The 26133-nt window shown below is 71.8% G+C and carries 20 protein-coding genes and 2 pseudogenes; 6 read left to right on the forward strand and 16 right to left on the reverse strand.

Features of this window, described 5'->3' with window-relative positions:
• Positions 1-5 precede the first annotated feature (5 nt).
• The 5 genes and pseudogenes from ACTOQ1_RS14885 to ACTOQ1_RS14905 form a co-directional block, all read right to left on the reverse strand.
• The gene (locus ACTOQ1_RS14885; protein WP_440067489.1) at positions 6-1127 is read right to left on the reverse strand and encodes a glycosyltransferase family 4 protein; all 1122 of its coding nucleotides are present in this window, start codon (positions 1125-1127) and stop codon (positions 6-8) included.
• Positions 1128-1218: 91 nt separating this feature from the next.
• Positions 1219-2136, reverse strand: a complete 918-nt coding sequence (locus ACTOQ1_RS14890; protein WP_440067491.1) for a lysylphosphatidylglycerol synthase transmembrane domain-containing protein — start codon at positions 2134-2136, stop codon at positions 1219-1221.
• A gap of 148 nt (positions 2137-2284) precedes the next feature.
• On the reverse strand, positions 2285-3124 hold the full coding sequence (locus ACTOQ1_RS14895; RefSeq protein WP_440067493.1) for a class I SAM-dependent methyltransferase: 840 nt from the start codon (positions 3122-3124) through the stop codon (positions 2285-2287).
• Between the two features lie 161 nt (positions 3125-3285).
• Positions 3286-4542: pseudogene (tnpB, locus tag ACTOQ1_RS14900) on the reverse strand (IS607 family element RNA-guided endonuclease TnpB); the annotation flags it as partial.
• A gap of 7 nt (positions 4543-4549) precedes the next feature.
• Positions 4550-4627: pseudogene (locus tag ACTOQ1_RS14905) on the reverse strand (helix-turn-helix domain-containing protein); the annotation flags it as partial.
• Positions 4628-4917: 290 nt separating this feature from the next.
• Here ACTOQ1_RS14905 and ACTOQ1_RS14910 point away from each other — a divergent pair.
• A complete protein-coding gene (locus ACTOQ1_RS14910; RefSeq protein ID WP_440067495.1) occupies positions 4918-5874 on the forward strand; it encodes a lysylphosphatidylglycerol synthase domain-containing protein in 957 nt (318 codons plus the stop codon).
• On the opposite strand, the gene ACTOQ1_RS14915 is transcribed toward ACTOQ1_RS14910, so the two are convergent.
• The 4 genes from ACTOQ1_RS14915 to ACTOQ1_RS14930 all read right to left on the reverse strand — a co-directional run bounded on the left by ACTOQ1_RS14915 (position 5838) and on the right by ACTOQ1_RS14930 (position 11221).
• Positions 5838-6917 carry a glycosyltransferase family 4 protein gene (locus ACTOQ1_RS14915; protein ID WP_440067497.1) on the reverse strand — a complete coding sequence of 360 codons (1080 nt, stop codon included), beginning with the start codon at positions 6915-6917 and terminating at the stop codon, positions 5838-5840. The genes ACTOQ1_RS14910 and ACTOQ1_RS14915 overlap by 37 nt on opposite strands.
• The gene (locus ACTOQ1_RS14920; RefSeq protein WP_350973122.1) at positions 6917-7810 is read right to left on the reverse strand and encodes a glycosyltransferase family 2 protein; all 894 of its coding nucleotides are present in this window, start codon (positions 7808-7810) and stop codon (positions 6917-6919) included. Before ACTOQ1_RS14920 ends, ACTOQ1_RS14915 begins: the two co-directional genes overlap by 1 nt.
• A gap of 105 nt (positions 7811-7915) precedes the next feature.
• Positions 7916-8764 (reverse strand): permease-like cell division protein FtsX, encoded by an 849-nt coding sequence (locus tag ACTOQ1_RS14925; RefSeq protein ID WP_440067498.1) that lies wholly within the window; start codon positions 8762-8764, stop codon positions 7916-7918.
• A gap of 330 nt (positions 8765-9094) precedes the next feature.
• Positions 9095-11221, reverse strand: coding sequence for a hypothetical protein (locus ACTOQ1_RS14930; protein WP_440067500.1), 2127 nt, complete (start codon positions 11219-11221; stop codon positions 9095-9097).
• A gap of 197 nt (positions 11222-11418) precedes the next feature.
• On the opposite strand from ACTOQ1_RS14930, the gene ACTOQ1_RS14935 reads away from it, so the two are divergent.
• The 5 genes from ACTOQ1_RS14935 to ACTOQ1_RS14955 all read left to right on the forward strand — a co-directional run bounded on the left by ACTOQ1_RS14935 (position 11419) and on the right by ACTOQ1_RS14955 (position 19166).
• Positions 11419-12930, forward strand: a complete 1512-nt coding sequence (locus ACTOQ1_RS14935; protein ID WP_440067502.1) for a hypothetical protein — start codon at positions 11419-11421, stop codon at positions 12928-12930.
• A 159-nt stretch (positions 12931-13089) separates the two neighbouring features.
• Positions 13090-14709, forward strand: coding sequence for an LCP family protein (locus tag ACTOQ1_RS14940; RefSeq protein ID WP_440067503.1), 1620 nt, complete (start codon positions 13090-13092; stop codon positions 14707-14709).
• A gap of 440 nt (positions 14710-15149) precedes the next feature.
• Positions 15150-17258 carry an acyltransferase family protein gene (locus ACTOQ1_RS14945; RefSeq protein ID WP_440067505.1) on the forward strand — a complete coding sequence of 703 codons (2109 nt, stop codon included), beginning with the start codon at positions 15150-15152 and terminating at the stop codon, positions 17256-17258.
• 100 nt (positions 17259-17358) lie between these two features.
• Positions 17359-18444 (forward strand): glycosyltransferase, encoded by a 1086-nt coding sequence (locus tag ACTOQ1_RS14950; protein ID WP_440067507.1) that lies wholly within the window; start codon positions 17359-17361, stop codon positions 18442-18444.
• Positions 18429-19166: an acetoacetate decarboxylase family protein gene (locus ACTOQ1_RS14955; RefSeq protein ID WP_440067509.1), complete on the forward strand. Its 738-nt coding sequence runs from the start codon at positions 18429-18431 to the stop codon at positions 19164-19166. The genes ACTOQ1_RS14950 and ACTOQ1_RS14955 overlap by 16 nt, the downstream gene beginning before the upstream one ends.
• Positions 19167-19202: 36 nt before the next feature.
• Here ACTOQ1_RS14955 and ACTOQ1_RS14960 read toward each other — a convergent pair whose 3' ends face one another.
• The 7 genes from ACTOQ1_RS14960 to ACTOQ1_RS14990 form a co-directional block, all read right to left on the reverse strand.
• Entirely contained in the window at positions 19203-20078 is an 876-nt protein-coding gene (locus ACTOQ1_RS14960; RefSeq protein ID WP_362839252.1) for a sugar kinase, read from the reverse strand.
• A 13-nt stretch (positions 20079-20091) separates the two neighbouring features.
• Entirely contained in the window at positions 20092-20973 is an 882-nt protein-coding gene (locus ACTOQ1_RS14965; RefSeq protein WP_440067622.1) for a glycosyltransferase family 2 protein, read from the reverse strand.
• A 195-nt stretch (positions 20974-21168) separates the two neighbouring features.
• Positions 21169-21936, reverse strand: coding sequence for a CDP-alcohol phosphatidyltransferase family protein (locus tag ACTOQ1_RS14970; protein WP_440067511.1), 768 nt, complete (start codon positions 21934-21936; stop codon positions 21169-21171).
• Positions 21914-22954: an iron-containing alcohol dehydrogenase family protein gene (locus ACTOQ1_RS14975; RefSeq protein WP_362679113.1), complete on the reverse strand. Its 1041-nt coding sequence runs from the start codon at positions 22952-22954 to the stop codon at positions 21914-21916. The genes ACTOQ1_RS14970 and ACTOQ1_RS14975 overlap by 23 nt, the downstream gene beginning before the upstream one ends.
• 5 nt (positions 22955-22959) lie before the next feature.
• Entirely contained in the window at positions 22960-23694 is a 735-nt protein-coding gene (locus tag ACTOQ1_RS14980) for a phosphocholine cytidylyltransferase family protein (protein WP_362679110.1), read from the reverse strand.
• 106 nt (positions 23695-23800) lie between these two features.
• Complete coding sequence (locus ACTOQ1_RS14985) at positions 23801-24436, reverse strand: DUF5941 domain-containing protein (RefSeq protein WP_440067514.1); 636 nt, start codon at positions 24434-24436, stop codon at positions 23801-23803.
• Positions 24437-24507: 71 nt separating this feature from the next.
• Positions 24508-26121 (reverse strand): CDP-alcohol phosphatidyltransferase family protein, encoded by a 1614-nt coding sequence (locus ACTOQ1_RS14990; RefSeq protein WP_440067516.1) that lies wholly within the window; start codon positions 26119-26121, stop codon positions 24508-24510.
• Positions 26122-26133 lie beyond the last annotated feature (12 nt).

Genomic DNA, 26133 nt, shown 5'->3' on the forward strand with positions numbered 1-26133 from the left:
GCTCACTACTCGGCCGCGCGCTGGTAGGAGAGCAGGTGCGCCTCGGCCGAGGCGTCCCAGGTGAACTCCTTGGCGCGGGCGATCCCGGCCACGGACAGCGTCCCCCTGCGCTCGGGCGACGAGAGCAGCGTGCGCAGCGCCTCGGCGATGCTCTCGGCGTCGGGCTCGGTGTAGGCGACCGCGTCGCCGCCCACCTCGGGCAATGAGGTGCGGTGGGTGGTGAGCACCGGCGCGCCGCAGGCCATGGCCTCCAGCACCGGCAGCCCGAAACCCTCGCCCCGCGACGGGAAGGCCGCGACCACCGCCCCGCCGAGGAAGCCGCACAGGTCGGCGAACGACAGGAAACCGGGACGGAGCACCCGCACGGTCGAGGGGACCTCCTCCACCGCGGCGTCCACCTCGGCGTCGCGGATGCCCCCGGCGAGCACCAGAGCGGGCGGCTCCGGGATGTTCTCGACGGCGCGGACGAAGCCGCGGATCAGGTTTGGCACGTTCTTACGCGGCTCCAGCGGGCCGAGGAAGGCCACGTACGGGGTGCCGTGCAGGCCGAGCCGGTCGGAGGCGTGCGTGATCTCACGCTCGGACGGCGGATGGAACAGCGCCGGGTCGACACCGTGGTAGGCGACGTCGATGCGGGTCGGATCGGCCGAGAGGATCCTGATCAGCTCGTCCCTGGTCGCCTTGGAGGGCACGATCACCCGGGTGGCGTGCCGGACCGCGGTGCGGGTCGCGGCGCGGAAGAACGCCGCCTTGACCGCGTCGTGCTGCAGTGGCTCGGTGAAGCAGGTGAGGTCGTGGACGGTCGCCACGGTCGGCAGACCCGAGCTCAGCGGTATCGAGTAGTAAGGGGCGTGGATGACCTGGGCGCCGACCTGCCGGGCGAGGAACGGCAGACCCGTCTGCTCCCACGTCAGGCGCGCGGCCCGGTTGGTGATCCCGTGAGGCCCCGGCACGATCCGCGCGGAAGGTGCCAGGCCGGCGTATCTGGCGGCGTCGGCGCGCTGGCAGACGACCGCGAGGTCGGCGCCCGCCCTGTCCAGTGCGGCGACGAGTCCGTCGACATACCTGATCAGCGCACCGCGATCGGCCGGAACCGCGGCCGCGTCGACGAGCACTCTCGGCGGCAAGAAGGATCGCTCCCCTCATGATCCACGGCGGGACGACCGTCCCCTTCCTCTGTTTACTCTATTGCCAGACTCTCCGGAACCGTGGGGGAAATCACACTGCTTTTCCCGAAGCGTGGTCCTTCCGGGACCCCTCGGCGCGGCGCGCGACCAGACCCGCGAGACCCGCGCAGAGGAGATCACCGAGGATGATCACGATCCGGGAGCAGAGCGCCGCCGCGATGGCCGATCCCCGGTCCAGAACCGGCGCCAGGACGGCCACCATCGCCACCTCGCGCACCCCCGCCCCCGCCGGGACGACGAACGTCATGATCCCCAGGCACCACGACAGCGCGAACGCGCCGATCGAGAACAGGACCGCGGGCAACCCGGAGGATCCGAGATCGTGGACGATCGCCGCCAGGTGCAGCCCGTACGCGATCCAGCCGAGCAGTGCCCAGCCAAGCGCGGTGAGCATGCCCCTGCGAGTGAGCGGGCGCTCCAGCGGCTCGCGCCTGAGCTTCCGCAGCCCGAACCCGAGGACCGCGTTGACCACCCTCGGCTCGAAGGCCACCGCGAGCACCGGGATCAGCAGGAACACCCACGCGTACGGCGCCACCGACCCCGGCAGCGCCGCCAGCAGGGTCACCCCCGAGACAACCAGCCCGCTGCCGAGCTGCACCGGCAGCGTCAGGAAGAACGCCGCCGCGCTCCGCGACCGGGGCACGCCCAGCTCCCGGCCCATCTCCATCTGGGCGATCACCGGCCACAGCGAGCCCGGGATGTACTTGCCCAGCTGGCCCACGAAGAAGACCTTCGCCCCGTCGCGCAGGGGCAGCGGCGAGCCCAGGTCGGCCAGCAACGCCCGCCACGTCATCATCCCGCCGCACAGCGCGGCGAGCACCGCGACCAGCGACAGCGCGAGCGACGTCCACGACAACCGGGCGAACCCCGCGCGGATCTCCTCCCACTGGCCTGCCACCACCCACGCGCCGAACCCGAGCGCGACGAGCAGGAAGGCGACACGGACCACCCGCCTCAGGGTGGACCTGCCGGATCCGGTGCCCGCGGTCACCGAGGACCCGCCGGAGTCGGGGCCGGGGCCGTACCGGATCCGGCGGTCACGGCGCGGCTCCCGGCGCGATGACCGCGGAAAGGCCCGCCGGAGGCCCGTGGAGAGCTCACAGGGGACGTACCGGCTCTGGCGGCCGGGGCAGGGAGGGGCCGGCCGGGCGGCGGTCGCCCTTGGTCGCCACCCACAGGTAGGTGGGCACCACCGGCAGCAGGGCCCGCAGCACCGGGCGGGGCAGCCTCGAAAGCACCCCGCCGGCCACCCGTCCCACCAGGCCGGGGAAGAGCTCGTTCCCGGCGAAAGCGGCCGGGGTGGCGAGCACGGGGAAGGTGTAGTCCCACACCCGCAGGCCGCGCACCATCCTCCGCAGGCCCCGGCGGGTCCGGTAGCGCTCGTAGTAGCTGTCGGCCCGGCCGGAGAGCCGCACGTAGCGGTCGGCCAGCGCGGGCGGCAGGTAGGACAGGAACGGCAGCTTGTAGTGCGGCTCCATCACCCCGAGCCGGTTGCCCAGCCCCAGGTAGAGGACGCCGTCGTCGGAGAGCACCCGGCGCATCTCGGCCATGATCGCGTCCGGGTCGACCACGTGCTCGTAGATGTGGTTGAAGACCAGCACGTCGACCGAGCCGTCGGGGAAGGGCAGCGCGGTGCCGTCGGCGCACACGAACTCGACCCGCTCGCCGAACCTCTGGGACGCCTTGCGCAGGCCCGGCACGTCGATGTCGACGCCGAAGGTGTGGCGCGCGCCCGCCGCGGCGAGCTCGTCGGCGATGAAGCCCGCCGAGCAGCCGATGTCGGCGACCGTCAGACCGGCGAGGACGTCCTTGTCCCTGCCGAGGAAGTGCCCGAGCACCGCGACGATCTTCGCGGCCTTCCTGCGGCGCTTCTCCTCGTCCAGCATCGCCGCCTGGAACTCGGAGTACTCAAGCTGCGCGACCCGCTCGGCGCTCATCACTCGCTCACCGTTCCTCTTCCTCCGTCGCCCAGCCTCCGCATGACGCGGTCTGCCACCACTCCGCCACGCCGCCCAAGAGTACCGGTGGCCCGCGGCCTTACCGTCGGGTAAGGAGACCGTCGTACCGTTCGCTGGCTCTCAGCGTTTCTCTGTGAGGATCAGCGAGCTGCCTCGTTGCCGGGGCAGCGTTCTCCCTGCGGGAGTTCCCGTTTCACCGGGGCGAGCCTGGCGCGAACGGCAGGGCTTACCACTCCTCCACGAGCGTTTATCGTCTCCCCGCGACTCTGGGCGACGTCGGCCGCGAGCGCGGCCAGATTGCGTGCGGCGTTGAGATCCCGGTCCAGGACCAGGCCGCACCCGGCGCAGTTGTATTCACGCTCGGACAGGGCGAGTTTGGCTTTCACCGCGCCGCATCCCGAACACGTCTTACTGGAGGGATACCAGCGGTCGGCGACCACGAGCCGCCCGCCGCTCCACCCGGTCTTGTAGGACAGCTGCCGCCGCACCTCGGCCATCCCGACATCCGCGACCGCACGGGCCAGGCCGCGGTTGGCGAGCATCCCGGACACGTTCAGGTCCTCGACCACGACCGTGCCGTAGGTGACCGCCAACCGGGTGGTGAGCTTGTGCAGGCCGTCACGGCGCTGGTTGGCGACGCGGGCGTGCGCCCTGCCGAGCGCGGCTTTGGCCTTGGCCCAGCGGGCCGAGGCCGGCCGCCGGGCGCCTTCCGGGGTGCGGGGGCCGACGCGGCGGGCGAGCTGTTTGTTCAGCCTGCGTAGCCGCTTCAGCGCCGAGCGGTGATGCCTGGGGTTGGCGATGACCTCTCCGGTGGACAACACCGCGAGATCCTTCACCCCCAGATCGACACCGACGACGGCGTCCGGTGTGGCCGGAGTGCGGTCGGGGCGGTCTATCTCGCAGGTGAACGCCACGAACCAGCGACCACCCTCACAACGGACGGTGGCCGACAGGATGCGCCCGGTCCGGCGCTGAAGGTGGCGGGCCAGCTTGCGGGTCGATTCGTGGGTGCGGATGGTGCCGAGCCGGGGCAGCGTCACATGACGGCGATCGGCCTCCACCCGGATGGTGCCGGTGGTGAACCGGCACGACACGGTGACGCGGCGCTTGGACTTGAAGCGGGGGAAACCGATCTTCTTGCCCGCCCGCGCGCCCTTACGGGAGGCGACCCAGTTCTTCACCGCCCGCGCCACACCGTCCAGGCCGGTGTTGTAGGCCTCCTTGGAGTTGTCCGCCCACCACGGGGCGATCTCCTCTTTGGAGGCGTTCCAGGCGCGGCGCAGGCCATACAGCGACCACGGCACCTCGGTCAGCACCGCTTCCGCGATGCCGTAGGACTGCTCGGCCGCACGCTGATCCATCGCGGCCTTGATGCGGGCCAGGCCCCAGTTGAACGCGAACCGCGCCGCAGTGGGAGGCGAGCAGGCGCGCCTGCTCGGGGGTGGGATCCAGGGCGTAGCGGTAGGCCTGATGGACCCGCATCAACCCTCCCCGTCACGGTAAGTCATTGACCATGAACTTACCGTAGGAGTCATGATCGATGACCACCCGCCCGGCGAAGAAACATACGCCTGCCCGGTATCACCTGGCGCACCCTGGACACCTCGTCCAAACACTCCGAAGGGTTCCCGCAGCCCATCACGATCGGCCCGACTTACCTCTGGGCCGCCGGTCACCTCCACGTCTGACGCGCCGTCCCCCCAAGGCAGAAGAAGGACATCAAGGGCTGACGAACGCCGATGAAAAGCCGAGCGGTTCGTTACCCTGGGCGGATGCTCAGCCGACTGCGGTCAAGCCGCCTCCTGCGGGTGCTGCTCGCGCTGGTCGCGGTGGGTTTCCTCGGCTACGGCCTGGTCAGCAACCGTGACGAGACGGCGGCCGCGATCTCGCAGCTGTCGTGGTGGTCGCTCGGCGGCTCCTACCTGTCGGTGATGGCCGGGATCGGCGTCATGGTGCTGGCCTGGCGGGCGGTGCTGGCCGGGATGGGCTCGCCGCTCCCCCTCGGGAGCACCGCGAGGGTGTTCTTCGTCGGCCAGCTCGGCAAGTACGTGCCGGGCAGCGTCTGGGCGTACGCCGCGATGATCGAGCTCGGCCGCGACCACGACGTCCCGCCCCGGCGCATGTTCGGCTCCGTCTCCCTCGCCCTGCTGGTCTCCCTGGGCTGCGCCCTGCTCGTCGCGGCGGTGACCCTGCGCGAGACTCTGACCCGGACGACCCAGGCGTGGTACCTGCTGGCGCTGATCCCCGTCATCGCCGTCTGCCTGCACCCGGCGGTGCTCACCTTCGGGCTCAACCTGGCCCTGCGGGTCGCCCGCCAGGAGCCCCTCGGCCAGGGCCGGCTGCTCAGCGGCAGGGCCGTGCTCGCCGCGGTCGCCCTCACGGTCACCGGCTGGCTGGTGTACGGCCCCCACCTTCTGCTCCCGATGGCCGACCTGGGCGCCTCGGGCGCCTCCCTCTATCCGGTGGCGGTCGGCGCCTACGCGCTGGCCTGGGCGACGGGCATCGTCACGGTGATCGTCCCCGCCGGGATCGGCGTCCGCGAGGGGGCGCTGGTGCTCGCCCTGGCGCCGGTGCTCGACTCCCCCAGGGCGCTGGTGGCCGCGGTGGTGTCGAGGGTGATGTTCACCCTGGCCGACCTGAGCTGGGCCGGGATCGGCTTCCTGTGGGGACGCGTCTCCGGCCCCGCGGACCGTCAGCGTGAGGGGTCCGAGACCAGCGTCTCGACGTAGGAGGTCCAGTACGGCTCGGGGTCGACGGCCTTGACCCCGGCGCGCAGCCGCTCGGGCTCGCCCGGCCGGTAGAACGCGGCCAGCGCGGCGCGCAGCCCCTCCACCGAGCCCGGCTCGACCAGCAGCCCGTCCACCCCGTCGGTGACGTGGTCGCCGAGCGTGCCCGCCCGGCTGGCGATGACCGGCACCCCGTGCTCGTGGCCGAGCCACACCTGCTGGCTGGCCGTCCCGCTCCGGTAGGGCAGGACCAGCGCGTCCACGTCCGCGAACAGCCCCGGCACGTCGGCCGAGGCCACGTACCCCGGCCGCAGCTCCACCCGCCCGTCCAGCCCCAGCTCGGCGGCGAGCGCCCTGGTCGTCTCCTCCAGGCCGCCCCAGAACTCCCCGGCGACCCGCAGCGACACGCCCTCGGGCAACGCGCGCAGCAGCAGGTCCAGCCCCTTGTACGGCCGGACGAGGCCGAAGAACAGCAGCCTGTGGTGCACGCCCTCCTCCGGTCCGCGGCGATCGGCCCCCGACGGGAGGTGCGGCGCCATCTCGGCCACCCGCACGGGCGTGGCCGCCAGGTCGCGGGCCTTGCCCGCCTGTCCCTCCGAGTGGACGAGCACCGCGTCCACCCGGCGCAGCAGCGCCTTCATCAGCGGCGTGTCGTACGGCTTGCGCTCGTGCGGCAGGACGTTGTGGCACAGCGCCACGACCCGGGTCCGGCGGCGCAGGCCGTACAGGATGCCCAGGTACGGCGGGACCTGCACCGGACTGAGGACGGTCAGGACGACCAGGTCGGCGCTCCTGAGCCGCCTCCCGGCGCGGACCCAGCCGTCCGGGCGGCGCCAGTCGAGGTCGCGCCGGACGTGCGGGAACGGCTCGCCGTCGGGCGTGTCGGCGGTCTGCTTCCCCGGGTACAGGAAGGAGGGGTACTGCGCACGCCACGACTCGATCACCACGTCGTGCCCGGCGGCCCGCAGCCGGTGGGCGAGCTCGGTGGTGTGCGCGGCCCCGCCGCCCTTGTAGGGGTACGTCGGCCCGACGACGGCGATCCGCACTACTCGCTCCTGGAGCGCACGATGAGGTCGGCCAGCAGCGCCAGCGAGCCGATGAGCAGGCCGGACAGGAAGATCACGATGGTGTTGCTGGTCAGGTAGAAGCCGTAGCGGACGATGTCGACGACGCCCTTGACCAGGCCGATGCCGACCAGCCAGAGCGCGGGCGGCATGAGGACCTTGAGCGGGTTGAAGTACATGACCATCCGCAGCACCTGCAGGATGTAGCGGTAGGCGTCGGAGACGAAGCTGAACTTGGACTTGCCCGCCCGCTTGCTGTAGCCGATCGGCAGGTAGTAGACGTCGTGCTGGTTCGACAGGAACGACAGCGTGATCGTCGTGACGCAGGAGAACCCGGGCGGCAGCAGCCTCAGGTAGGGCTTGGCGACCGACTTGCGGAACGCCCGCAGCCCGCTGTTGAGGTCGGGGATCTTCTGCCCGGCCAGCCGCTCGGCCACCTTGCGGATGAACCACTTGGCCGGGACCCGCAGGAACTTGTGCGAGCCCTCCTCACTGGTCCGCGCGCCCACGACCTGGTCGATCGCCGGGTCCTTCTCCAGGATCTGGATGAGCTCGGGGATGCGCTCGTTCGGGTACGTCATGTCGGCGTCGGTCCACACGACGATCTCGCCGTTCGCCTCCTGGGTGCCGATCCTGCGCACCGTGCCGGAGCCGCCGTTGCGGTGGAAGGCCCTGATCCGCATGTTCGGGAACCTGGGCGCGGCCTCCTGCAGCCTGGCCAGGGTCTCGTCGGTGGAGAAGTCGTCCACGGCCACGAGCTCGTAGGTGTATCCGCTGTGGTCCATGGCCTCGCAGATGCGCTCGACCTCGGCGATGACGTGGTCCTGCTCGTTGTAACACGGCAGGACGATGGTCACGTACGGCGTTGCGTCCACGGCTGATCCACTCTCGGGCTCTCGGGCATGCTCTCGACGGGCGAGGATACTCTGCCCGGACGGGACCCGAGCGCACATCACCTCTTCGGACACGGTCCGGCTCTCTCAGTCGACATCCAGGGGTTCGACCTCACCGACACCCGGCATGCCCTTTACCACGTCGACGACCGCCCGCGCGGCTCCCGGATCCGCGAGCTTGACGAAATAGCTCTCCGGCAAGGGGCGCGCCGCGGCGAAACCGATGAGGAACGAGTCACGGCTCACCACCAGATGCTCCAGAACCCGGCGAGCATGCGCGGCGTTCTCGAAATAGACGTGCTCGATCCCTTCGAGCGCCATGAGTCCGGCCTCGACGGCCTTCTTCTCCTCCGCCGTCGCCGCTCCCCGGCCCGCGCAAGGATCGGGCTCCTCTTTCGTCTCTCCGGGCTTCTCCTCCGTCTCGTCGGACTCCGCGCCCTTGGGGTCCTCGGGGTCCTCGGGTGGGCACAGCACGATGGAGACGTCGACCTTGCCCTCCCAGAAGTGGTACCCGAAAGCGGCGATATTGGAAACGCCCGGCGTGCCGCCCATGATCGTTCCGAAGGACTCGAAGTCGGCTCGCCGGTGAAGCCTGCCCTTGAACGACTCGGGCAGGTCATCGACTTCGAAGATCGAGGCCATCCTCCAGTCGTCGGCGAACTGATCCACGAGTTTCGCCCATGCCGTCTCCTGGGATTCGAACTCCATTTCCGCCACCTCGGGCATCGCTCGCAGTCTCTCCTCGATCGACCGCCGCTGCTCCGGGGTGACCGCCCGCTTGCGGCACTGCTCGTAGACGTCGTCGTCCTTGCAAAGAGAGACAGTGAACGTCCCGCCCTCAGGCCAGGGGCCGTCCGGCGGCGGAAGCACCCGGACGGAGTTCTGGTAGGCGTACCACCCCGCGGTTCCCGCCACACCGAGCAGCAGGACCGCCACCGCACCGGCCAGCAGGACATGTCGGATCCTGAGGCCTTTTCTGGCGGGGGCCTCCTGCTCGGGGTCTCCGAAGGACAGCTCCTCGACTACGGGGATCTCGTTCCCATCGCCCGAACGAGGAGCCGAATCCATCGCATCCACCGTGTTACCCCCAGAAATGATCTGGTATTTGGGTAAATATCGTTACACACCTCTCCAGATTTCGATCACCAGTGACGCGGTGCTCCGGAAACCGGCCGGCTCCGCCCAGACACCCTCCCGCGCGAGGGGTCCTTCAATGGGACGACCAATGGGACGACACGTGGACCCGCACCTGGTTCGCGATATCTCTCACGTGTCGATGTTCGCACGCGGAACGGTCATCCAGACGTCGGCGGCCAGGGACCAGGTGCCGTTGGGGGCGTCGACGAGGGAACGGTCGTCCTGGCGGGTGCGGAGGTTCATGATGTGGACGGGGGTGCCGTACCCGGACAGCTGCCGGGACTCGGCGGCGAGCAGGACCGGGGTGCGACCGGCGGCGCGGACGCGGGCGGCCAGGCGGGCGACGTCGGCGGACCTGGGGATGTCGGAGCGGTAGATGGTGAGCCTGGCGGCCGGGAGACCGCAGACGCCCCGGACGACCTGGGTGAAGCGGGCGGCGGTGACGCGCTCGACGACGAGCACCGAGGCGCGCGGCGGGAGGGCCGCGCACATGGTCTCGACCGCGGCGAGCTCGCCGCGGTCGACCGGGCTGAACGCCGTCCCCCCCGAGGTGATCACCGGGGGGACGAGGAGGAGGGCCGCGCCGGCCGCGACGAGGCCCCTGCGCGTGCCCTGGCCGTACCCCGACCTCCGCGCCCTGTCGCGCGTCCAGCGCAGGCCCCAGACGGCGAGCAGGATCAGGCCGGGGATGACGACGGGGACCAGCCGCCGGGCGGCCCACGGGTGGTCGGGGGTGATGCCGGGCCGGTAGAGCGTGGTGACCGTGGTCCAGCCGATGACGGCGAGCGGAAGCAGCCAGCCGGGGGCCGTTCCCCTGACCAGCCTGCGCGTGAGCAGGACCGCGGCGAGGGTGGCCAGGAGCGCCGCGGGAAGGCCGATGTACCAGATCACCCAGTGCGCCGAGTTCTCGTAGTAGAGCCGGGAGCCGTCGAGCGGCAGGCGGTTGATCCGCTGGACGCCCTTGATGAACTCCGCGGTCACCCGGTCGTCCGACGTGACGGGGTGCCGGACCACGGTCTCCAGCCACGGCCGGGCGGCGAAGGCCGCCGCGACCAGCGCGACCAGACCGGCGGCGATCTCGGGCAGCCTCGGGACACCGGCCACCCGCCGCAGCGGGGCCGCGAGCCGCGGGGCGAGCGCCGCCGCCGCCACGGTGAGGATCCCGACCGCGCCGCAGATGGCCAGCAGCGGGACGACCGAGTCCGACAGGTAGTCCAGGTACGGCCTGGACAGCAGGTAGGCGGCGGCCAGGCCCAGCCCGGCCCCCGCCACCAGCCCGCCGAGCAGCGGCACGCCCAGCCGTCCCCCGTCGCGGTCCCCCGCCCGGCTCAGGGCGATGAGCAGCCCGGCGTAGACGAGCACGGGGAGCACGTCGCGCAGCCCGTCGATCCTGACCAGGACGGCCAGCCCGAACACCAGCCCCGCCAGGGCGGCCCCCGCCCGCGCCGCCCCCTCACCGGAGCCGAAGCCGGACCCGGACCCGGACCCGGACCCGGACCCGGAGCGGAGCCTGGCCTCGGCGTCGTACAGCAGGGCGAGGCCGCCGAAGAGCAGGACCAGGGACGGGATCTCGCTGAAGGTCGTCCGCGAGGTGTAGAGGATCGGAAGGCAGACGGCGAAGGCCGGCGCGGCGAGGAGTGCCCAGCGAGCCCCGACGAGCCGGGCGACGACCCCCGCGAGGACCAGCACGGCCGCCGCCCCCAGCACCGGCGGCACCAGCAGCAGCCCCGCGACGTCACCCAGCCAGGCGCCCACCGCGTGGAGCATCGGCGTCCCCGGCATGAACTGCGGCACGACCGCGCCGCCGGAGGCGTAGAAGCCCACGCTGTCGAAGTGGAGCGCCGGGTCGGTGCCGCCGAAGGCCCATTCCTGGGAGGGGATCGGCAGCGAGCCGTGCCGGGCCAGCCAGACGCCGTACTGCGCGTAGGTGGCGGGGTCGCGGCGGACGATCAGCTGCTCGCCGTGCAGCAGGCCGTTGAAGATCCCGGAGGCCAGGGCGGCGGCGACCACCCCGGTGACCTGCCAGGCGGTCGCCTCGACGGTCTCCGGCAGGCGGCGCAGGCCGTACCGGCACAGCAGCGCGACGGCCGCCAGCCCCAGCGGGACCGCGACGGGCGGCCGGAACCAGCCGAGCAGCAGCAGCGGCAGCCCGGCCAGCAGCCAGCCCGCCAGGACGAGCGCGGGCACGACGGAGACCACGGCGAGCACCCTGCCCGCCGAGGGCCTGCGCGTACGGTCCAGCCAGCCGGTGGTCATGATGCGAACCGAGCGTAGTGCCACTTCCGGCCCGCACCTGGCACGCCGGGCCTGGACCGGGGCCGGGTTCAGGCGGGGCCGGGTTCAGGCGGGGCCGGGAGCCGAGCGGGACCCAGGGGCGCGGACACGGGACCGGCGCGAGCGCGGGGCCAGGTCGAAGCCGGTAGCGTACGCGCAGCATTCGAGGAGGGGGACGAGTGATCGGGTGGGTGCGGCGGTATCGCGGGTTTCGGGGCGACCGCGAATTTCCTGACCGCCGCGGGCTCCGGGACCGCCTCCGGTTCCAGCTCCGGGACCGGGACCGGGACCACGTTCGGCTCCGGGGCCGCCGCCTGCTCCTGGAGCATCGCTGGTTCCTGGGCGTGCTGGCCGCGGGGATCGCGCTGCGGGTGATCACCATGCTCGGCTACCGGCCCGCGCTCTGGTTCCCCGACTCCTACACGTACGTCGTCACCGCGCTGAAACCCCGGCCCGACCTGGTCCGCCCCGCCGGGTACCCGATGTTCATGCGGCTGCTCGAGCCGTTCCACGAGTTCGCCGTCGTCGCGCTCGCCCAGCACCTGCTCGGGCTGCTGATCGGCGTGCTGGTCTATCTCACCGCGCGGCGGCTGCGGGCGCCCGGCTGGGCCGCCGCGCTCGCGTCCGTCCCCTCCCTCCTGGACGCCTACCAGATCCAGCTGGAGCACCTGCTGGTCTCCGACACCCTGTTCGCGGCCCTGGTCATGTCGGCGGCCTGCCTGGCCGTGCGCGGGTCCGTCGGATGGCGTACGGCGTGCGGGATCGGGCTGCTGCTCGCGGCGGCGACGCTGACCAGGACGGTCGGGCTGCCGCTGGTGGCCCTCTTCGCGGCGTGGTTGATCTTCAGGGAGCGGGGCAGGGTGCTCGCGGCGGGGGTGATGCTCGCCGCCGCGACGGTGCCCGTCCTCGGGTACGGGGCCTGGTTCCACGCGACGTACCAGCGGATCGGCATCGTGGGCGCGAACGGCGTCTTCCTGTACGGCAAGACGATGACCTTCGCCGACTGCGGCGTGATGCGCCCGCCGCCCGACCTGGCGGTGCTCTGCGACCCCCGCCCGGCGGCGCGGCGGCCTCCCGCGCAGGAGTACGTCTGGGCGCAGGACTCGCCGCTGGTCAGGCTGCCCGGCATCACCTTCACCCGGGCGAACGACACGCTGGCCGGGCGGTTCGCGTCGCTGGCGATCCTGAGCCAGCCGCTGGACTATCTCGGCTCGGTCGCCTCGGAGCTGGCCCGCTCGTTCACGGTGGGCCGCCCGGTCTACCCGGACCAGGAGATCTACGACTACTACCGATTCCCGGCGACCCCGCCCGCGCCGCCGGGGCGCTATCCGGCGACGGTGGGCGCCGAGGCCGCGAAGCGCTACGAGCGGGGCCCGATCTCCACCCGGATCGTCGAACCGTACGCGGGCTGGATCCGTACCTACCAGGGAATCGCCGGACTGCCTGGCGCGGCGGTCCTGGTGATCCTGCTGCTGCCGCCCGCGGCGGCGTGCGTCCGGCGCTTCCGCCCGGACTCCACGGCGTGGGCGCTGCCCTGGTCGGTGGCGGTGGTGCTGCTGGTGATGCCGGCGGCGGTGGCGGAGTTCGACTACCGGTACGTCCTGCCGGCCGTGCCCGCCGCCTGCCTGGCGGCGGCACTTGTCGTACGTAAACCTAATTTCAGTAACATTCCTACTAATGTCCGCATTTGAGTATGCTGGCCGCCGAATCATCATGGCGGTGTCAGGGGGCGGTCTTGGCCAAGTTCGCATCATCACGACTCCTGGCGCGCACCTCGTGATCTACCCTTTGGGCTCGATGATCGAGCACGAGCACCGGACGACGACGCCGCCGCCCAGCGGGAGGCTCGTATGAGCGACCACCGGCAGGCGGCCGTCAGGGACCGCCGGAGCGAACCCGCCTCCCACGGCCGCCGGGGCGCGCGGCGCGCGGGGGGAGACGGTCCCCCTCAGGAGAACCCGCCGAGAAACCTCCCGGCACAGCCGGAGGAGGCGACGCCGAGGGGCAGGGGCCGCAAGCAGCGGCGGCTCACCGGCGGCGCCTGGGCCGGCATCGCGGCGACCGGCCTGCTGGTGCTCGGCACCCTGGGCGGCTACGGGGTCTACCGCAACACGGTCGGCAACATCAGCGGTGTCGCGATCACCGACAAGCTCGGCAACAACCGCCCGGCGCCCGTCAAGGGCGCGCTCAACGTGCTGATCGTGGGTTCCGACACCCGCGAGGGCGACAACCTCAAGTACGGCCAGAAGATGGCCGACGCGGGCAAGCGCACCGACACGATCATCCTCATGCACATCGCCCCCGACCGCGACAAGGCGACGTTCGTCAGCTTCCCCCGCGACTCGGTGGTCGACATGCCCGCCTGCCAGTCCGAGACGGGCGCACCGGTGGCGGCCCGCACCGAGATGATCAACGCCGCCTACAACGAGGGCGGCATCACCTGCACGATCACCACGATCGAGGCGCTCACCGACATCCGCATCGACCACTTCGTCGAGGTCGACTTCACCGGTTTCAAGAACATCGTGGACGCCCTCGGCGGCGTCAGGGTCTGCCTGACCAAACCGGTCGACGACAAGAAGGCCAAGCTCAAGCTCGCGGCGGGCTGGCACCTCCTGGCGGGCGAGAAGGCCCTGGGCTACGTCCGGCTGCGCGGCTACGGCGACGGCAGCGACATCGGCCGCATCAAGCGCCAGCAGGTCTTCCTCAGCCAGGTGGTGAAGAAGGCCACCAGCAGCGAGCTGCTGACCGATCCCGGCAAGATGCTGAACTTCATCAACACCGCCGCCAAGTCCGTCCGGATGGACGAGGAGCTGGCCAAGGACACCGGCACCCTGCTGCAGATCGGGCAGAGCGCCCAGAAGCTGACCGCGGGCGGCGTCAAGCTGATCACCGTCCCGTGGGGCCCCCATCCCGACGACCCCAACCGGGTCGCCTGGGTGCAGCCGTACGCGAACCAGCTGTTCGCCGCGATCAAGAACGACACCGAGGTCACCCCGCCCCCGGACCCCAAGGCCAAGCCGGCCGTCAAGCGCGAGCAGGTCAGGATCCAGGTGTTCAACGGCACCGACACCCCGAACCGGGCCAGGGAGGTCGCCGCCGAGCTGGCCGACCAGGGCTTCGTGGTCACCCACGTCGGCAACGCCCGCCCGGCGACCGGCAACGTGCCCACCACCACGGTGCGCTACGCCAAGAAGGACGCCGCCGACGGCATCTCGTACGGCGACGCGCTGGCCGCCAGGCTCTCCGGCGACAAGCGCGCCCCGGTCGCGGGCAAGGTCAGGCCGGTCACCACCGAGAAGTACGTCCCGTCCGTGGCGCCCCCGCCCACCCCGGGGGGCAAGGCCCCGACCGGGCCGGTCATCCAGCTGATCATCGGCGCCGACTGGCCGGGCGTCCGTGCCCTCCCGAAGATCCCCGACGCCCTCACGGACAAGGTCGTCGACAGCAAGACCAACCCCTGCACCTGACGTCCCTTTTCGCGGCGGCCCGGCCGAACCACCGGCAGGACGGCCGGACCGGCCGCCGTGGCCGGACGTGGCCGTGCGATCGGGCGGAGCCGTGCGGCCGTGCGGCCGGCCGCCGTGGCCGGACACGGCCGGGCGGAACCGGACCGCGCGGACGGAGGCGGCGGCGGAGCCCGGCGAACCGGACATCATGCTCGGGCGGCCGGGAGTCACCGTCCGGGGAAGCGCCGGGAACCGGCCGTTCATCGGGCCGTGGACAGTCACGATTACCCGAGAACCGCCCGAATCAGAGTGCGTGCGTGCGACAGAGGGCGCACAGTCGGTTTAGGGTTGGTCAAGGCCGCGAGGCGAACGCCTGCCCGCACTTCCGGCCCGCCCCCGGGCACCCCGCCAGTCTGCCCGACTACTCCCCGGTCTCCGACAGATAGCTGAGCCTTCCCCTCGTGAGCGACATCCGATCCTTCCAGGTGCCGGCCCCCCAGGACGACGGCGGTTCCGAACCCGGCTCCGGCGGGTCCACCGGCGGGCAGGGCCGGAGATCCGCCCCGTGGCCCGGCCACGCGCAGGCGTCCGGCGGGTCCCAGCCCTCATGGCCGGAGCCGCCGTCCCCGGGTCCGGCCGCCTCCGGCCGGGCGTCCCGGCGCGACGCCGGGGACGACCGGGAGGAGAGCCCCGGCGAGGTCACCGAGTGGGGGGCCTACCCGGCGTACCGCGAGCCGCACGCCGGTGGCCCCCACGACTCCCACGACCCGCTCGACCTGTCCAGGCCTCTGAACGCCGAGCCGGCCCCCCAGGAGCCCTCGTGGATCCGCGAGGAGCCCGCGTGGTCCCAGGAAGGGCCGGCGTGGGCGCAGGACTCGTCGTGGGCGCAGGCGTCGTGGGCACAGGAGGATTCCTCCCCCTCGGTCCCGCCGCGGGAGGACTCCTCCCCGCCGGTCCCGCCGCGAGGGCGCGAGGGGTTCGCCCCGCCGGTCCCGCCGCGAGGGCGCGAGGGGTTCGCCCCGCCGGTCCCGCCGCGGGCGCGTGAGGACTTCCCCCCGTCGTGGGCGCAGGACGGCCCCACTCCCCCGCAGGGCGCCCCCCAGGTGCCGGCCCCCCGGCCCGACTGGGCTCCGCCGCCCACGTCGCCGCGCGTCCCCCCGTCCGGGGGAGCCGTACCCCCTCGGGCCCCCGGCCAGGCACCCGCCCCCGGATATCCCGGGGTCCCCGGAGACTCCCAGCTTCCCGGACGGCCACGGCTGCCCGGAGAGCCGCAGGCTCCCGTGCGGTTCCCGGACCCGGGACGACCGCCGTCCGCCCCGCGGCCCCGCCAGGAGCCGCGGCCGACCGGCGAGCGTCCCTTCTCCTACTGGGAGAACACCAGCCGGGAGAGCGAGCCGTCGTTCTGGAGCCAGGGCCCGCAGGCCGAGCAGGAGCTGCGGGCCGAGCGCGAGCGCGAGCCGATCGCCGAGGAGGAGGCCCCGGCCCCCGCGGCCAGGAAGAAGCGCGAGCCCTACCTCGACAACGTGAAGTTCGTCCTGATCGCCCTGGTGGTGACGGGCCACTCGCTGGTCCCCACCCTGAAGGCGCACTCGGCGGAGGCCGCGTACCTGTTCATCTACATGTTCCACATGCCGGCGTTCGTGCTGATCAGCGGCTACCTGGGCCGCAACTTCTGGAACTCCAACGCGAAGATCAACAAGCTGGTCGACACCCTGCTGATCCCGTACGTGGTCGTGGAGATCGGTTACGCGCTGCTCCGCTACGGGCTTGGCCAGAAGTGGACGCTGACGATAATTGATCCGGCCTGGCTGAACTGGTATTTGCTGGCCCTGGTCCTCTGGCGGATCTCCACGCCCATCTGGACGCGGATGCGGCAGCCGCTGCTGGTCGCGGTGGTCATCTACATGGCCGCGGGCTTCTCGGAGATCTCCGGCGACTTCAGCATCGACCGCTTCTTCGGCCTGCTGCCGTTCTACGTGCTCGGCCTGCTGCTCAAGCCGGAGCACTTCGACCTGCTCAAGCCCCTCTGGGTCAAGATCACCTCAGCGGTCGTCCTCATCGGCGCCGCCGGGGTGGCGATCGTCATCGCGCCCCACGTCCCTCGCGACCCGATCTACTTCCGCTACAGCTTCAAGGGCATGGACATGTCCTGGTGGCTGGGCCTCGGCGTGCGCGGCGCCGTGCTGGTCGCCGCGCTGGTCATGACGATCGCGGTGCTCGCGCTGGTTCCCCGGGGCGAGACCTGGTTCTCCGACCTCGGCACCCGCACCCTGTACGCCTACCTGCTCCACGGCGTCGTGGTGGTCATCGCCAAGGACCAGGGCTGGCTGAGCTTCCCCTGGCTGTACGGCCCGCTGGGCGTGGCGGCGATCGCGTGCAGCTCGCTCGCCCTCGCCATCGTGCTGTGCCTGCCGGAGACCCGCAGACTCTTCAAGTGGATGCTCGAACCCCGCCTGGTCTGGCTCTACCGCCGCCCGTCCCCGCCCCCCGCCGACACCACTGCCGCTACCACCGCACCGGCCGGCGCCGCCCCCGCCGCCAAGGAGAGTTCAGCGTCAGTTACCCGGTAATTAACCCCACACATCCGGTGATGACGGAACGAACGCTCAGCATCGGGATATGCGGGTATGCGTCGCGACAATCGCTCATCACCCAGAGGACGCCCGGATCATGCATCGGCAGATCCGGTCGCTCCTCGACGCCGGGCATGAGATCACCTACGTCGCCCCCTTCACCGACTGCAACGTCACCCCGGATCCCGGGATCCGGGCGATCGACGTGCCCCGGGCGACCGCCGGGCGCCGCAGGCGGGCGCTGAAGGCCGCCCGGGGGGCACTCGAACGCGGGGTGGAGGGCGCCGACCTGCTGGTCGTGCACGACACGGAACTGCTGTTCCGCCTGCCCAGGCGCCGCCCCGTCACCGTCTGGGACGTGCGCGACGACGTCGGGACCGCCATGGGCGCCTGGAGCACGGCCACCGGCCTCCCCGGCCACCTGCGCCGGGCCCTGCCCGCGCTGGTACGCCGGGTCGAGGCCCGCGCGGAGCACCGCCTGCACCTGATCCTGGCCGAGGACTCCTACCGGGAGCGGTTCTCCGGCACCCACCCGGTCGTGCCCAACGCCGCCTACGTGCCCCCTGTGCCGCCCGCGCCGCCCGGCCGGAACCGGGTGGTCCACGTGGGTCACCTCTCCGAGGCCGGTGGCGTGGCCGAGCTGGTGGAAACGGCCCGGCTGCTGCTCCCGTACGGGATCAGGCTCGACCTGATCGGCTCCGCCGACGTCCGGATCAGGCCGCTGCTGCGGGACGCGCAGCGGGAGGGCCTGCTCGACTGGTACGGCTATGTGCCCAACCGGCACGCGCTGCGGATGGCCGAGGGGGCGATCGCGGGCCTGTCGCTCCCGCACGACGCTCCCGGCCCCCGGCCCGTACCGGCCAAGATCATCGATTACATGTCCCGGGGAGTCCCGGTGGTCACCACCCCCCTGCCCGCCGCGGCGTCCATGGTCGAGAGCGTCGGGTGCGGTGTCGTCGTCCCCTTCGGGGACGCGCAGGCGGTGGTACGCGCGGTGCTGGCGTTGCGGGACGACCCGGAAGGGGCGGCCGCGACGGGCGCGCGCGGCCACGCCGAGGCCCTTGCCCACCACAACTGGCCGGACCACGCGGGCGCGTTCGTCGGGCGGCTGGAGGAATGGGCGGGCAAACCAGTGACGTCCGGCCTGGAGATTGGTGTACTGGAGGCATGGCACGCCATCTGATTCAGGGGCGCGAGGTCACCATGCCGGTCCGCGTCCGCGACGTCATGGTCTGCAGCGCGTCCTACCTGGTCAGGGCGGACGCCGCGCGGGCGGTGATCGCCTACTCGCACCTGGACGTCGCCGAGGTGCTGCCCCGCAAGGCCCTGTGCACGCTGGTGTTCGCCGACTACCTCGACGGTGACCTGGGCTGCTACCACGAGTTCGGCGTCGCCTTCCTGGCCAGGCCTCCCGGCTCCGGCCACGTTCCCGGCGGGGGGCTGCGAGCGAACCTGGCCGAGCTGCACCGCACCGGCGCCGGGGCGTTCGTCCACTGGCTCCCGGTCGACCAGGGCTTCACCCTGGAGGCGGGTCGCGCCATCTGGGGCTTCCCCAAGGAACTCGCCGACATCGATCTGCGCCTGTCCTCCCCCTACAAACGGTGCATCGTGCGCAAGGACGGCCGCCTGGTGCTGGACCTGCTGATCAAACCGGGCGTCCCGGTGCCGGGCACCGGCATGATGACCCCCCTCGACGCCTACAGCCACCTGGACGGCGTCACCCGCCGCATCCCCTGGTCGCTGTCCCCCCGGGGGATCCGCACGCGTCCCGGCGGCGCTCTCATCCGCCTGGGCAATCATCCGATCGCCAAGGAGCTGAGCGAGCTCGGCCTGCCCAAGCGCGCCCTGGTGACGAGCACGGTCTCCCACCTGGCCATGACGCTCGGCGAGGCCAAGGAGCCCTGACAGCCCTGAGGGCCCGGGTAGGAGCCGCGTGCGGGATCAGGCGTCGAGTTCCAGGAGGGGCAGCTCGGCCCTCGTCGGCAGGCCCTGCCAGTCGCTGGGCCCCGACGAGGCGAAGGCCGCGAGCAGGCCGCCCCGGCGCAACCGGTCGGCCGGGTGCAGACCTTCCAGCAGCGCGCTGAGATAACCCGCGACGAAGGCGTCCCCGGAGCCGTTGGGGTCGACCACGGGCGTGGAGAGGCTCGCGGCGTCGTGGCGGACACCGTCGACCCGCACGCTCGCCCCCCGGGCGCCGCGGGTCACGATGACCTCGCGATCCCCGGTGAGCGCGGGCTTGACCAGGTCGAGCTCGGTCTGCCGGACGAACAGCACGTCGGCCGAGCAGGCCAGCACGCTGAGGATCTCCTCGGCCTCGCGCAGGTCGGGCCAGAGCTGGTCGTGGTAGTCGATCGCCACCGAGACCGCGACCCCTGCGGTCCGCGCGGCGCGTACGGCGGCGTGCATGGCGTCGCGCGCGCTCAGCGCGGCGGTGATCCCGCTGACGTGCAGGACGCGGGAGGCCGCGATCCGGTCCACCGGAACGTTCCCCTGGGCGAGCCTGACGCCGGTGCGGTAGTACGTGACCCTGGACGCCTGGCCGAGCCGCGACTCCTTCAGGAGGATCCCGGTCGGGGACCCCTCGTCCACCCGGGCGTCGGAGACGTCCACGCCCTCGCCGCGCAGCGCGGTGAGGATCCTGGCCCCCAGCTCGTCGCCGCCGACCTTGCCCAGCCAGCCCACCCGGTGGCCGAGCCGGGACAGCCCGACCGCGACGGTGAACTCGGCCCCGGCGACGTCCAGCCTGGCCTCGTGCTCGTGGCGGATCCGGCCGCTGGTGACGACGCCGAACGCCTCGCCGAGGGTGTAAACGTCCACTGCGGATCGGGGATCAGACGATCGGCGGGCGACCGAGGCGGAGCATGCGCCAGGCGGTGTTCCAGCCCATGGGACGGCGCTCGCCCGCGGGCTCGCGGAGCCCCTCGGTGAAGCCCTTGAACCAGGCGCGCAGGGCCGGCCTGGAGCGCTCGCGGACCAGGGTCAGCACGATCCAGTTGAGGAGGTAGAGCCCGGCCAGCGGCCAGGGAAGGTTGCGGCGGGCCAGCCAGACCCGGTTGCGGGCGTTGAGGCGGTAGAAGTCGGTGTGCCGGGTCGGGGGGACCTGCGGGTGGTACATGACCGTCTGGGCGTCGTACTCGATGCGATAACCCTCGCCGAGGAGCCGCCAGGCCAGGTCGGTCTCCTCGTGGGCGTAGAAGAAACGCTCGGGGAGACCGCCGACCTGGAGGAAGGCAGAGCGGCGGATGGCGCACGCGCCGCCCAGGAAGGTGGTGACCGGGGAGGACCGCTCGGGGTCGCCCGCGCGCAGGCGGGGGACGTGGCGGCGCTGGCCGATGCCGCCTTCGGGGTCCTTCACCCTGAAGGAGACGACCGCGAGGTCGTGCTCGGTGGAGAAGCGCTCCCGCAGGTGGGAGACGAGCCCCATGTCGGCGTACCAGCCGTCGTCGTCGAGGAAGAGGACGACGTCGCCCGAGCACTCCTCGACGCCGCGGTTGCGGCCCGCGGGAATGCCCGCGTTGTGGTTCAGCCGTACGCTCCTGATCGAGGCCGAGGACCCCTGAGGCACGGTGGCCGACAGCTCGGGAACGTCCGTGCCGTTGCCGACGATGACCACCTCGACGTCACCGTCGACCTGGTTCAGCGCGGACTCGACCGCCCGGTCCAGCTCGGGGACCCGGTTGCCCATGGTGAGGATGACGCACGAGATCTTCAACGGGTCATCGTCCTGACGCGTCGAGAGCACGTACGGAGCATACTTTCATGATCACCGAGTCTGCTGGGTCGGGAATTCTGGCGGGGCTGGAGTTTCCTGGTATATCGGGGGACAAGCGTATCGGAACCGCTGGCGAACACCCACCAAACAGCGGGGTGTTCGCACTTACGACGCGCCCGGACGCCATCCGGTTCCTCATGAAAGCCGCCTGGACGCCAGAATGCTGATCAGATGCAGGATCATCTGCAGCACGGCGACGACCACGCAGGCCACCACGAGGATCCTCGTCGCCGCCAGCCCCCCGTTGAGGGCGTCCCAGATCGCGGCGACCACGATGAGGAGGGACAGCTCGACCGCCTGCACGATCCGGTGGAATTTCAGCGCGGCGGCCGCCCTGCGCGCCATGCCCAGCCCGCGCGAGCGGAAGTGCTCGGCCGAGGCCTCGCTCGCCGCGACCAGCCCGGAGCGGGCTCGGGCCACGTCGACCAGGTCGGTCTCCGCCTTGATCAGGATGGCGCCGAGCGCGGCGGCGAACCCGATCACGGTGTACCAGTCGGGCAGGATCTCCGACGCCCGGAACCCCAGCCCGATGAGGATGGCCGCCTCGGCGAAGTAGTGGCCGACCCGGTCGAGGTAGACGCCGGTGATGGAGGTGCGGCCGGTCCAGCGGGCCAGCTCGCCGTCGGAGCAGTCGAGCAGCAGGTAGAGCTGGACCAGCAGGGCCGCGAGGACGGCCGCCCAGAGTCCGGGCAGCGCGAGCACGGCTCCGGCCAGCAGGCCGGTGAGGATCATCAGCCAGGTGGTCTGGTTGGGGGTGATCGGCGTCTTGGCGAGGAACCAGGTGACGTAGATCGACAGCTTGCGCATGTAGAGCGCGCCGGCCCAGTGCTCGCCGCTGTTGCGATCCATGGTCGAGTGCGGCTGGGCCACCGCACGGAGCTCAGCGACCGACGGCCCGGACATAATCCTCCACCCGATCGTGAATCTCCGGCTCCGACAGGCGCAGGTGCTCAAGGATCGTGTAGCGGCCGGGGCGCGTGGCCGGGGCCAGCATGACCGCCTCGGTGAACTGGGCCGGGGACAGCCCCACGTCGATGGGGGTGACCGGCAGCTCGTGCCCGCGCAGGCAGTCGACGACCTGGTTGAGCCTCCGCGAGTCCTCGCGGAGGAAGAAACAGAATGCGGCACCTATCCCGGCGAGCTCGCCGTGGTTGGAGGTGCCGGGAAAGAGCTGATCCACGGCATGCAGGATCTCATGGTCTCCGCCACTCGAAGGACGTGAGGATCCGGCGACCACCATCGACATGCCCGACAGGATGAGCGCCTCGGCCAGCACGGTGAGGAAGGCGTCGGACTCGATCGAGTCGGATCTGCCGATCACCGCCTCCGCCGAGGTCCTGGACATCGCGCAGGCCAGGCCGTCGATCGGCTCCCCGCGCTCGCTCGCGCCGAGCTGCCAGTCCTCGATCGCCGAGAGGTTGCTGACCACGTCGCCGACCCCGGACCGGACCAGCGAGGCGGGCGCGTCGTGTACGAAATCGAGATCCACCATGATGGCCAGCGGCATGGGCACGCCGAAGGAGCCCTTGCCGCCGTCGTGCGTGAGCGAGGCCACCGGCGAGCAGATCCCGTCGTGCGACAGGTTGGTGGCCACCGCCACCATCGGGATCCCGGCCAGCGACGCGGCGTACTTGGTCACGTCGATGGTCTTGCCGCCGCCGATGCCCACGACCGCCTCGTACGCGCCCTTGCGCAGGTCGGCACCGAGCGAGATCGCCGCGTCGACCGAGCCGTCGGGCACCCGGAAGACCTGGGCCTCGCCGAGCGAGGGAGTGATCACCGAGGCGATCCGGTCTCCCTGGCCCGCGCCCACGGCCACCGCCACCCGCCCCGAGGTCGCCACCCTGCTGTCGGCCAGCAACGAGCCCAACTGGGCGACAGCGCCCCGGCGCACCTCCATGGACAGGGGGGCCGGGAGCATCCTGGCTAGTATCGGCACGCGATCTCCCGCGCCTTGGCGAGGTCGTCGTGGTTGTCTACCTCGACCCACGGGACGTCACCGATCGGAGCGACGGCGATCTTCTCGCCGCGGGCGACGAGCTCCTGGTAACCGTCCTCGTAGTAGAGCTGCGGGTCGCGCTCGAAGGTGGCCTGGAGGGCGTCGGCGAGACGGTCGCCGATGCCCGGCCGGATGAGCGTGGCGCCGATGTACTCACCGGCGGCGGCGGCCGGGTCCATCAGCTTGGTGATCAGCCGCAGGTGGCGGTCGCCGTCCAGGGTGACCTTCATCTCCTCGTCGGCGAGCTTCTTGACGTCGTCGACCGCGAGCAGGATGTCGGTGGTCGCCGGCGCGGAGAGCAGCGTCTCCTCCACCGAGACGGGGTGCACCGTGTCGCCGTTGACCAGGAGCACACCCTGGTCGAAGTAGTCGCGCGCGCACCACAGGGAGTAGGCGTTGTTCCACTCCTCGGCCTTGTCGTTGTGCACGAGGGTGAGCTTCACGCCGTGCCGCCGTTCCAGCTCGGCCTTGCGCTCGTGTACCGCCTGCGCCTGGTAGCCGACGATGACCACGACGTCACGGAGATCGGCCGCCGCGAGATTGCGCAGCGAGATGTCCATGATCGTGGTGTCGCCGTCGACCGGCACGAGCGCCTTGGGCAGCGTGTCCGTGTACGGCCGCAGGCGTCGTCCGGCCCCGGCGGCCAGCACCATTCCCAGCAACGTGCACTCCTCATTCGGGTGAGAGCCTCCCGGCGGGCACTCCTAGGCCCCAAAGATTAGTTGCCTTCGGGCCCTGATCGTGTAATCCGGGGTTCGCCGGACGTTCTCAATCGTGTGCGCCGAGGTCGGTCGCGTCCACCCCGGTGTCCACCCCGACCCGCGGGGCGGCCAGCCAGCAGGTGACGCTCTCCCAGGAGAAAAGGCACCACAGGTAGAGCGCGAGCAGGGCGAACACCAGCGTGACCTGCCCGGCGAGCCCGCCGAGGGCGATCAGCAGCATCCGGCCGTCCCAGCCGAGGCCGGACGTGGCCAGCCAGGACGGGGGGTAGACCCGCTGCCTCAGCCGGTAGACGACGTCGTAGTGGTGGAAGGCCATCGCGCCGAGCAGCATGAAGATCAGCCACGGTGGCACGTCGTGCGCGAAGCCCACCGAGGCCACGAAGCCGTACTCGGTGAGGCGCAGGACCGGCGGCACCAGCCAGTCGAGCCGGCCGTCGTGCGGGTGGGAGCTTCCGAGACCGGCCAGCAGCAGCGCCACCGCGGGGGCGAACACCGCAGGCCCGTCGGTGCCGGCCACCCCGACCAGCAGCAGCACCCCGGTCACGAACATCCCGACGATCGCGGGCGGCAGCGGCGGGAGTTGCCCGGCCACCAGGGCGCCCATGCCCCTCGACAGCACCCCGTCGTCCCGGTAGGCGACCACGGCGCTCCGCGGCACCGGCGCCATATGCACAGAAATCATGATCGCACCTGTTTTTCCCACTCGCCTGGCGGAAGATCCGTCCCGCCGGTCATGGATCCCGCCGCCCCGGGTCATCGGCTGAGCGACCTGCCCATCCGGCCGAAGAGGATGTAGAGGGCGGCGATCCCGCCCCAGACCAGCAGCGCGACGAAGGTCACCCGGGCGTTGAAGAGGGCGGCGGTCACCGCGATCAGGGCCATCCGCTCCCCGATGGGCAACACGATGATCTTCTTGAACCAGCGGGTGAGCGACGCCTTCTCCATCGCCCGCGAGAGCCGCACGACCGCGTTGCCCGCACCCGGCGTCCGTCCCGCGTCGGCACCCGCGAACGCGGCCCGCCGATCCGGCCGGTGCGGCGCCGCCGTCCGCCTCGCGTCACCGGCCGGGTCGGCCAGCGAACCCGCCGGCCTGGCCCAGGCCGCGCCCACCCGGCTCGCGTCGGCGCGCGCCCCCGAGTACGAGAAGTCGATCGTGTGACGGAGCATCTGCAGGATCATCGCGGACACCGCCAGCGCCCAGATGCCGTCCGGGCCGCCGCCCGCGACGTCCAGCCCTGCCGCGTACCCGATGGCGAGGCCCAGGTAGACGGCGTACTCCTTGACGCGGTCGAAGGTGGCGTCCAGCCACGCCCCGAGCGGCGAGAAGGTCCGGGTGTAGCGGGCGAGCTGGCCGTCGACGCAGTCGAGCACGAACGACAGGTAGAGCAGGACCGCCCCGGCGACCAGACCGGGCCGGGTGCCCACGGAGAACCAGATCGCGGCGAGCGCGGCGAAGCCGACGGAGATGCCGGTGACCGCGTTCGGCGTCAGGCCGAGCCTGGCGACCGACTTCACGAGGTGCCTGGACCAGGAGCTCACCCCGTACGTGGCGAAGAAGCCGTCGTTGGTCTTGACCGCGGCGTCCAGCCGGGCCTCGCCCTCGTCGACCTCGGCCAGCCGGGGCACGGCCGTGTCGGCGTCCGCCTGCCCGGCCATCCGGTCGGCGTGCAGGCGGCCGAGCCTGGCCGCGCGCACCTGGACGCCGGAGCGGACCAGGCCGACCAGGAGCAGGCCGGGGGCCTCGCCGGCGTCCATCGGGCCGAAGGCGCCCGTCTCGGCGAGCTCGGCGAGCGTCTCGGCGGTCTCGGCGAAGCCCGCGAGGTCGGACACGCCGACCTGGAAGGCGCCCCTGAAAGTGCCGTTGGCCTCGCCGGCCTCGTGGAACTCGTGGAAGGAGGTGCCCGCGGCCACCACGGACCTGCCGTCGGTCCTGACCGGCGGGCGCGCCGGCCCCGGGGCCCGGCCCACCTGGCCCGCCCGGCCCGTCTCGCCCACCAGCGCGCCGGTGTCGCGGGCCGGGTGCTCCACGAGCATGGCCAGCGCCTCGGTGTGCGCCACCAGGTCGCCGGCGACCACCAGCACCGGGCCGATGGACGAGCGGGCCACCTTCGCGATCCTGCGCAGGTCGTCGGCGAGCCCCCTCGACCCCTCGGCCCCGATCATGTGGGTACCGCCGGGCGCGTGGATGATGTCGCTGGAACGGGCCACCACGTGCACGTCCCGTACGGGAAGGGTGGCGAGCTGGCCGGTCAGCCTGTCGAGCAGGGTCCCGCCGGAGCACCGGAGGCCGGACGTCTCGGTGGTGGCGAGCACGACCGCGACCGCCTGTGAGGCGTCGGACGAGGCGATGGCGTGAGGGTCGGGCAATCCGGGCTCCTT

The organism is Streptosporangium sp. OZ121 (genome assembly GCF_051918885.1).
Lineage (GTDB): Bacteria > Actinomycetota > Actinomycetes > Streptosporangiales > Streptosporangiaceae > Streptosporangium.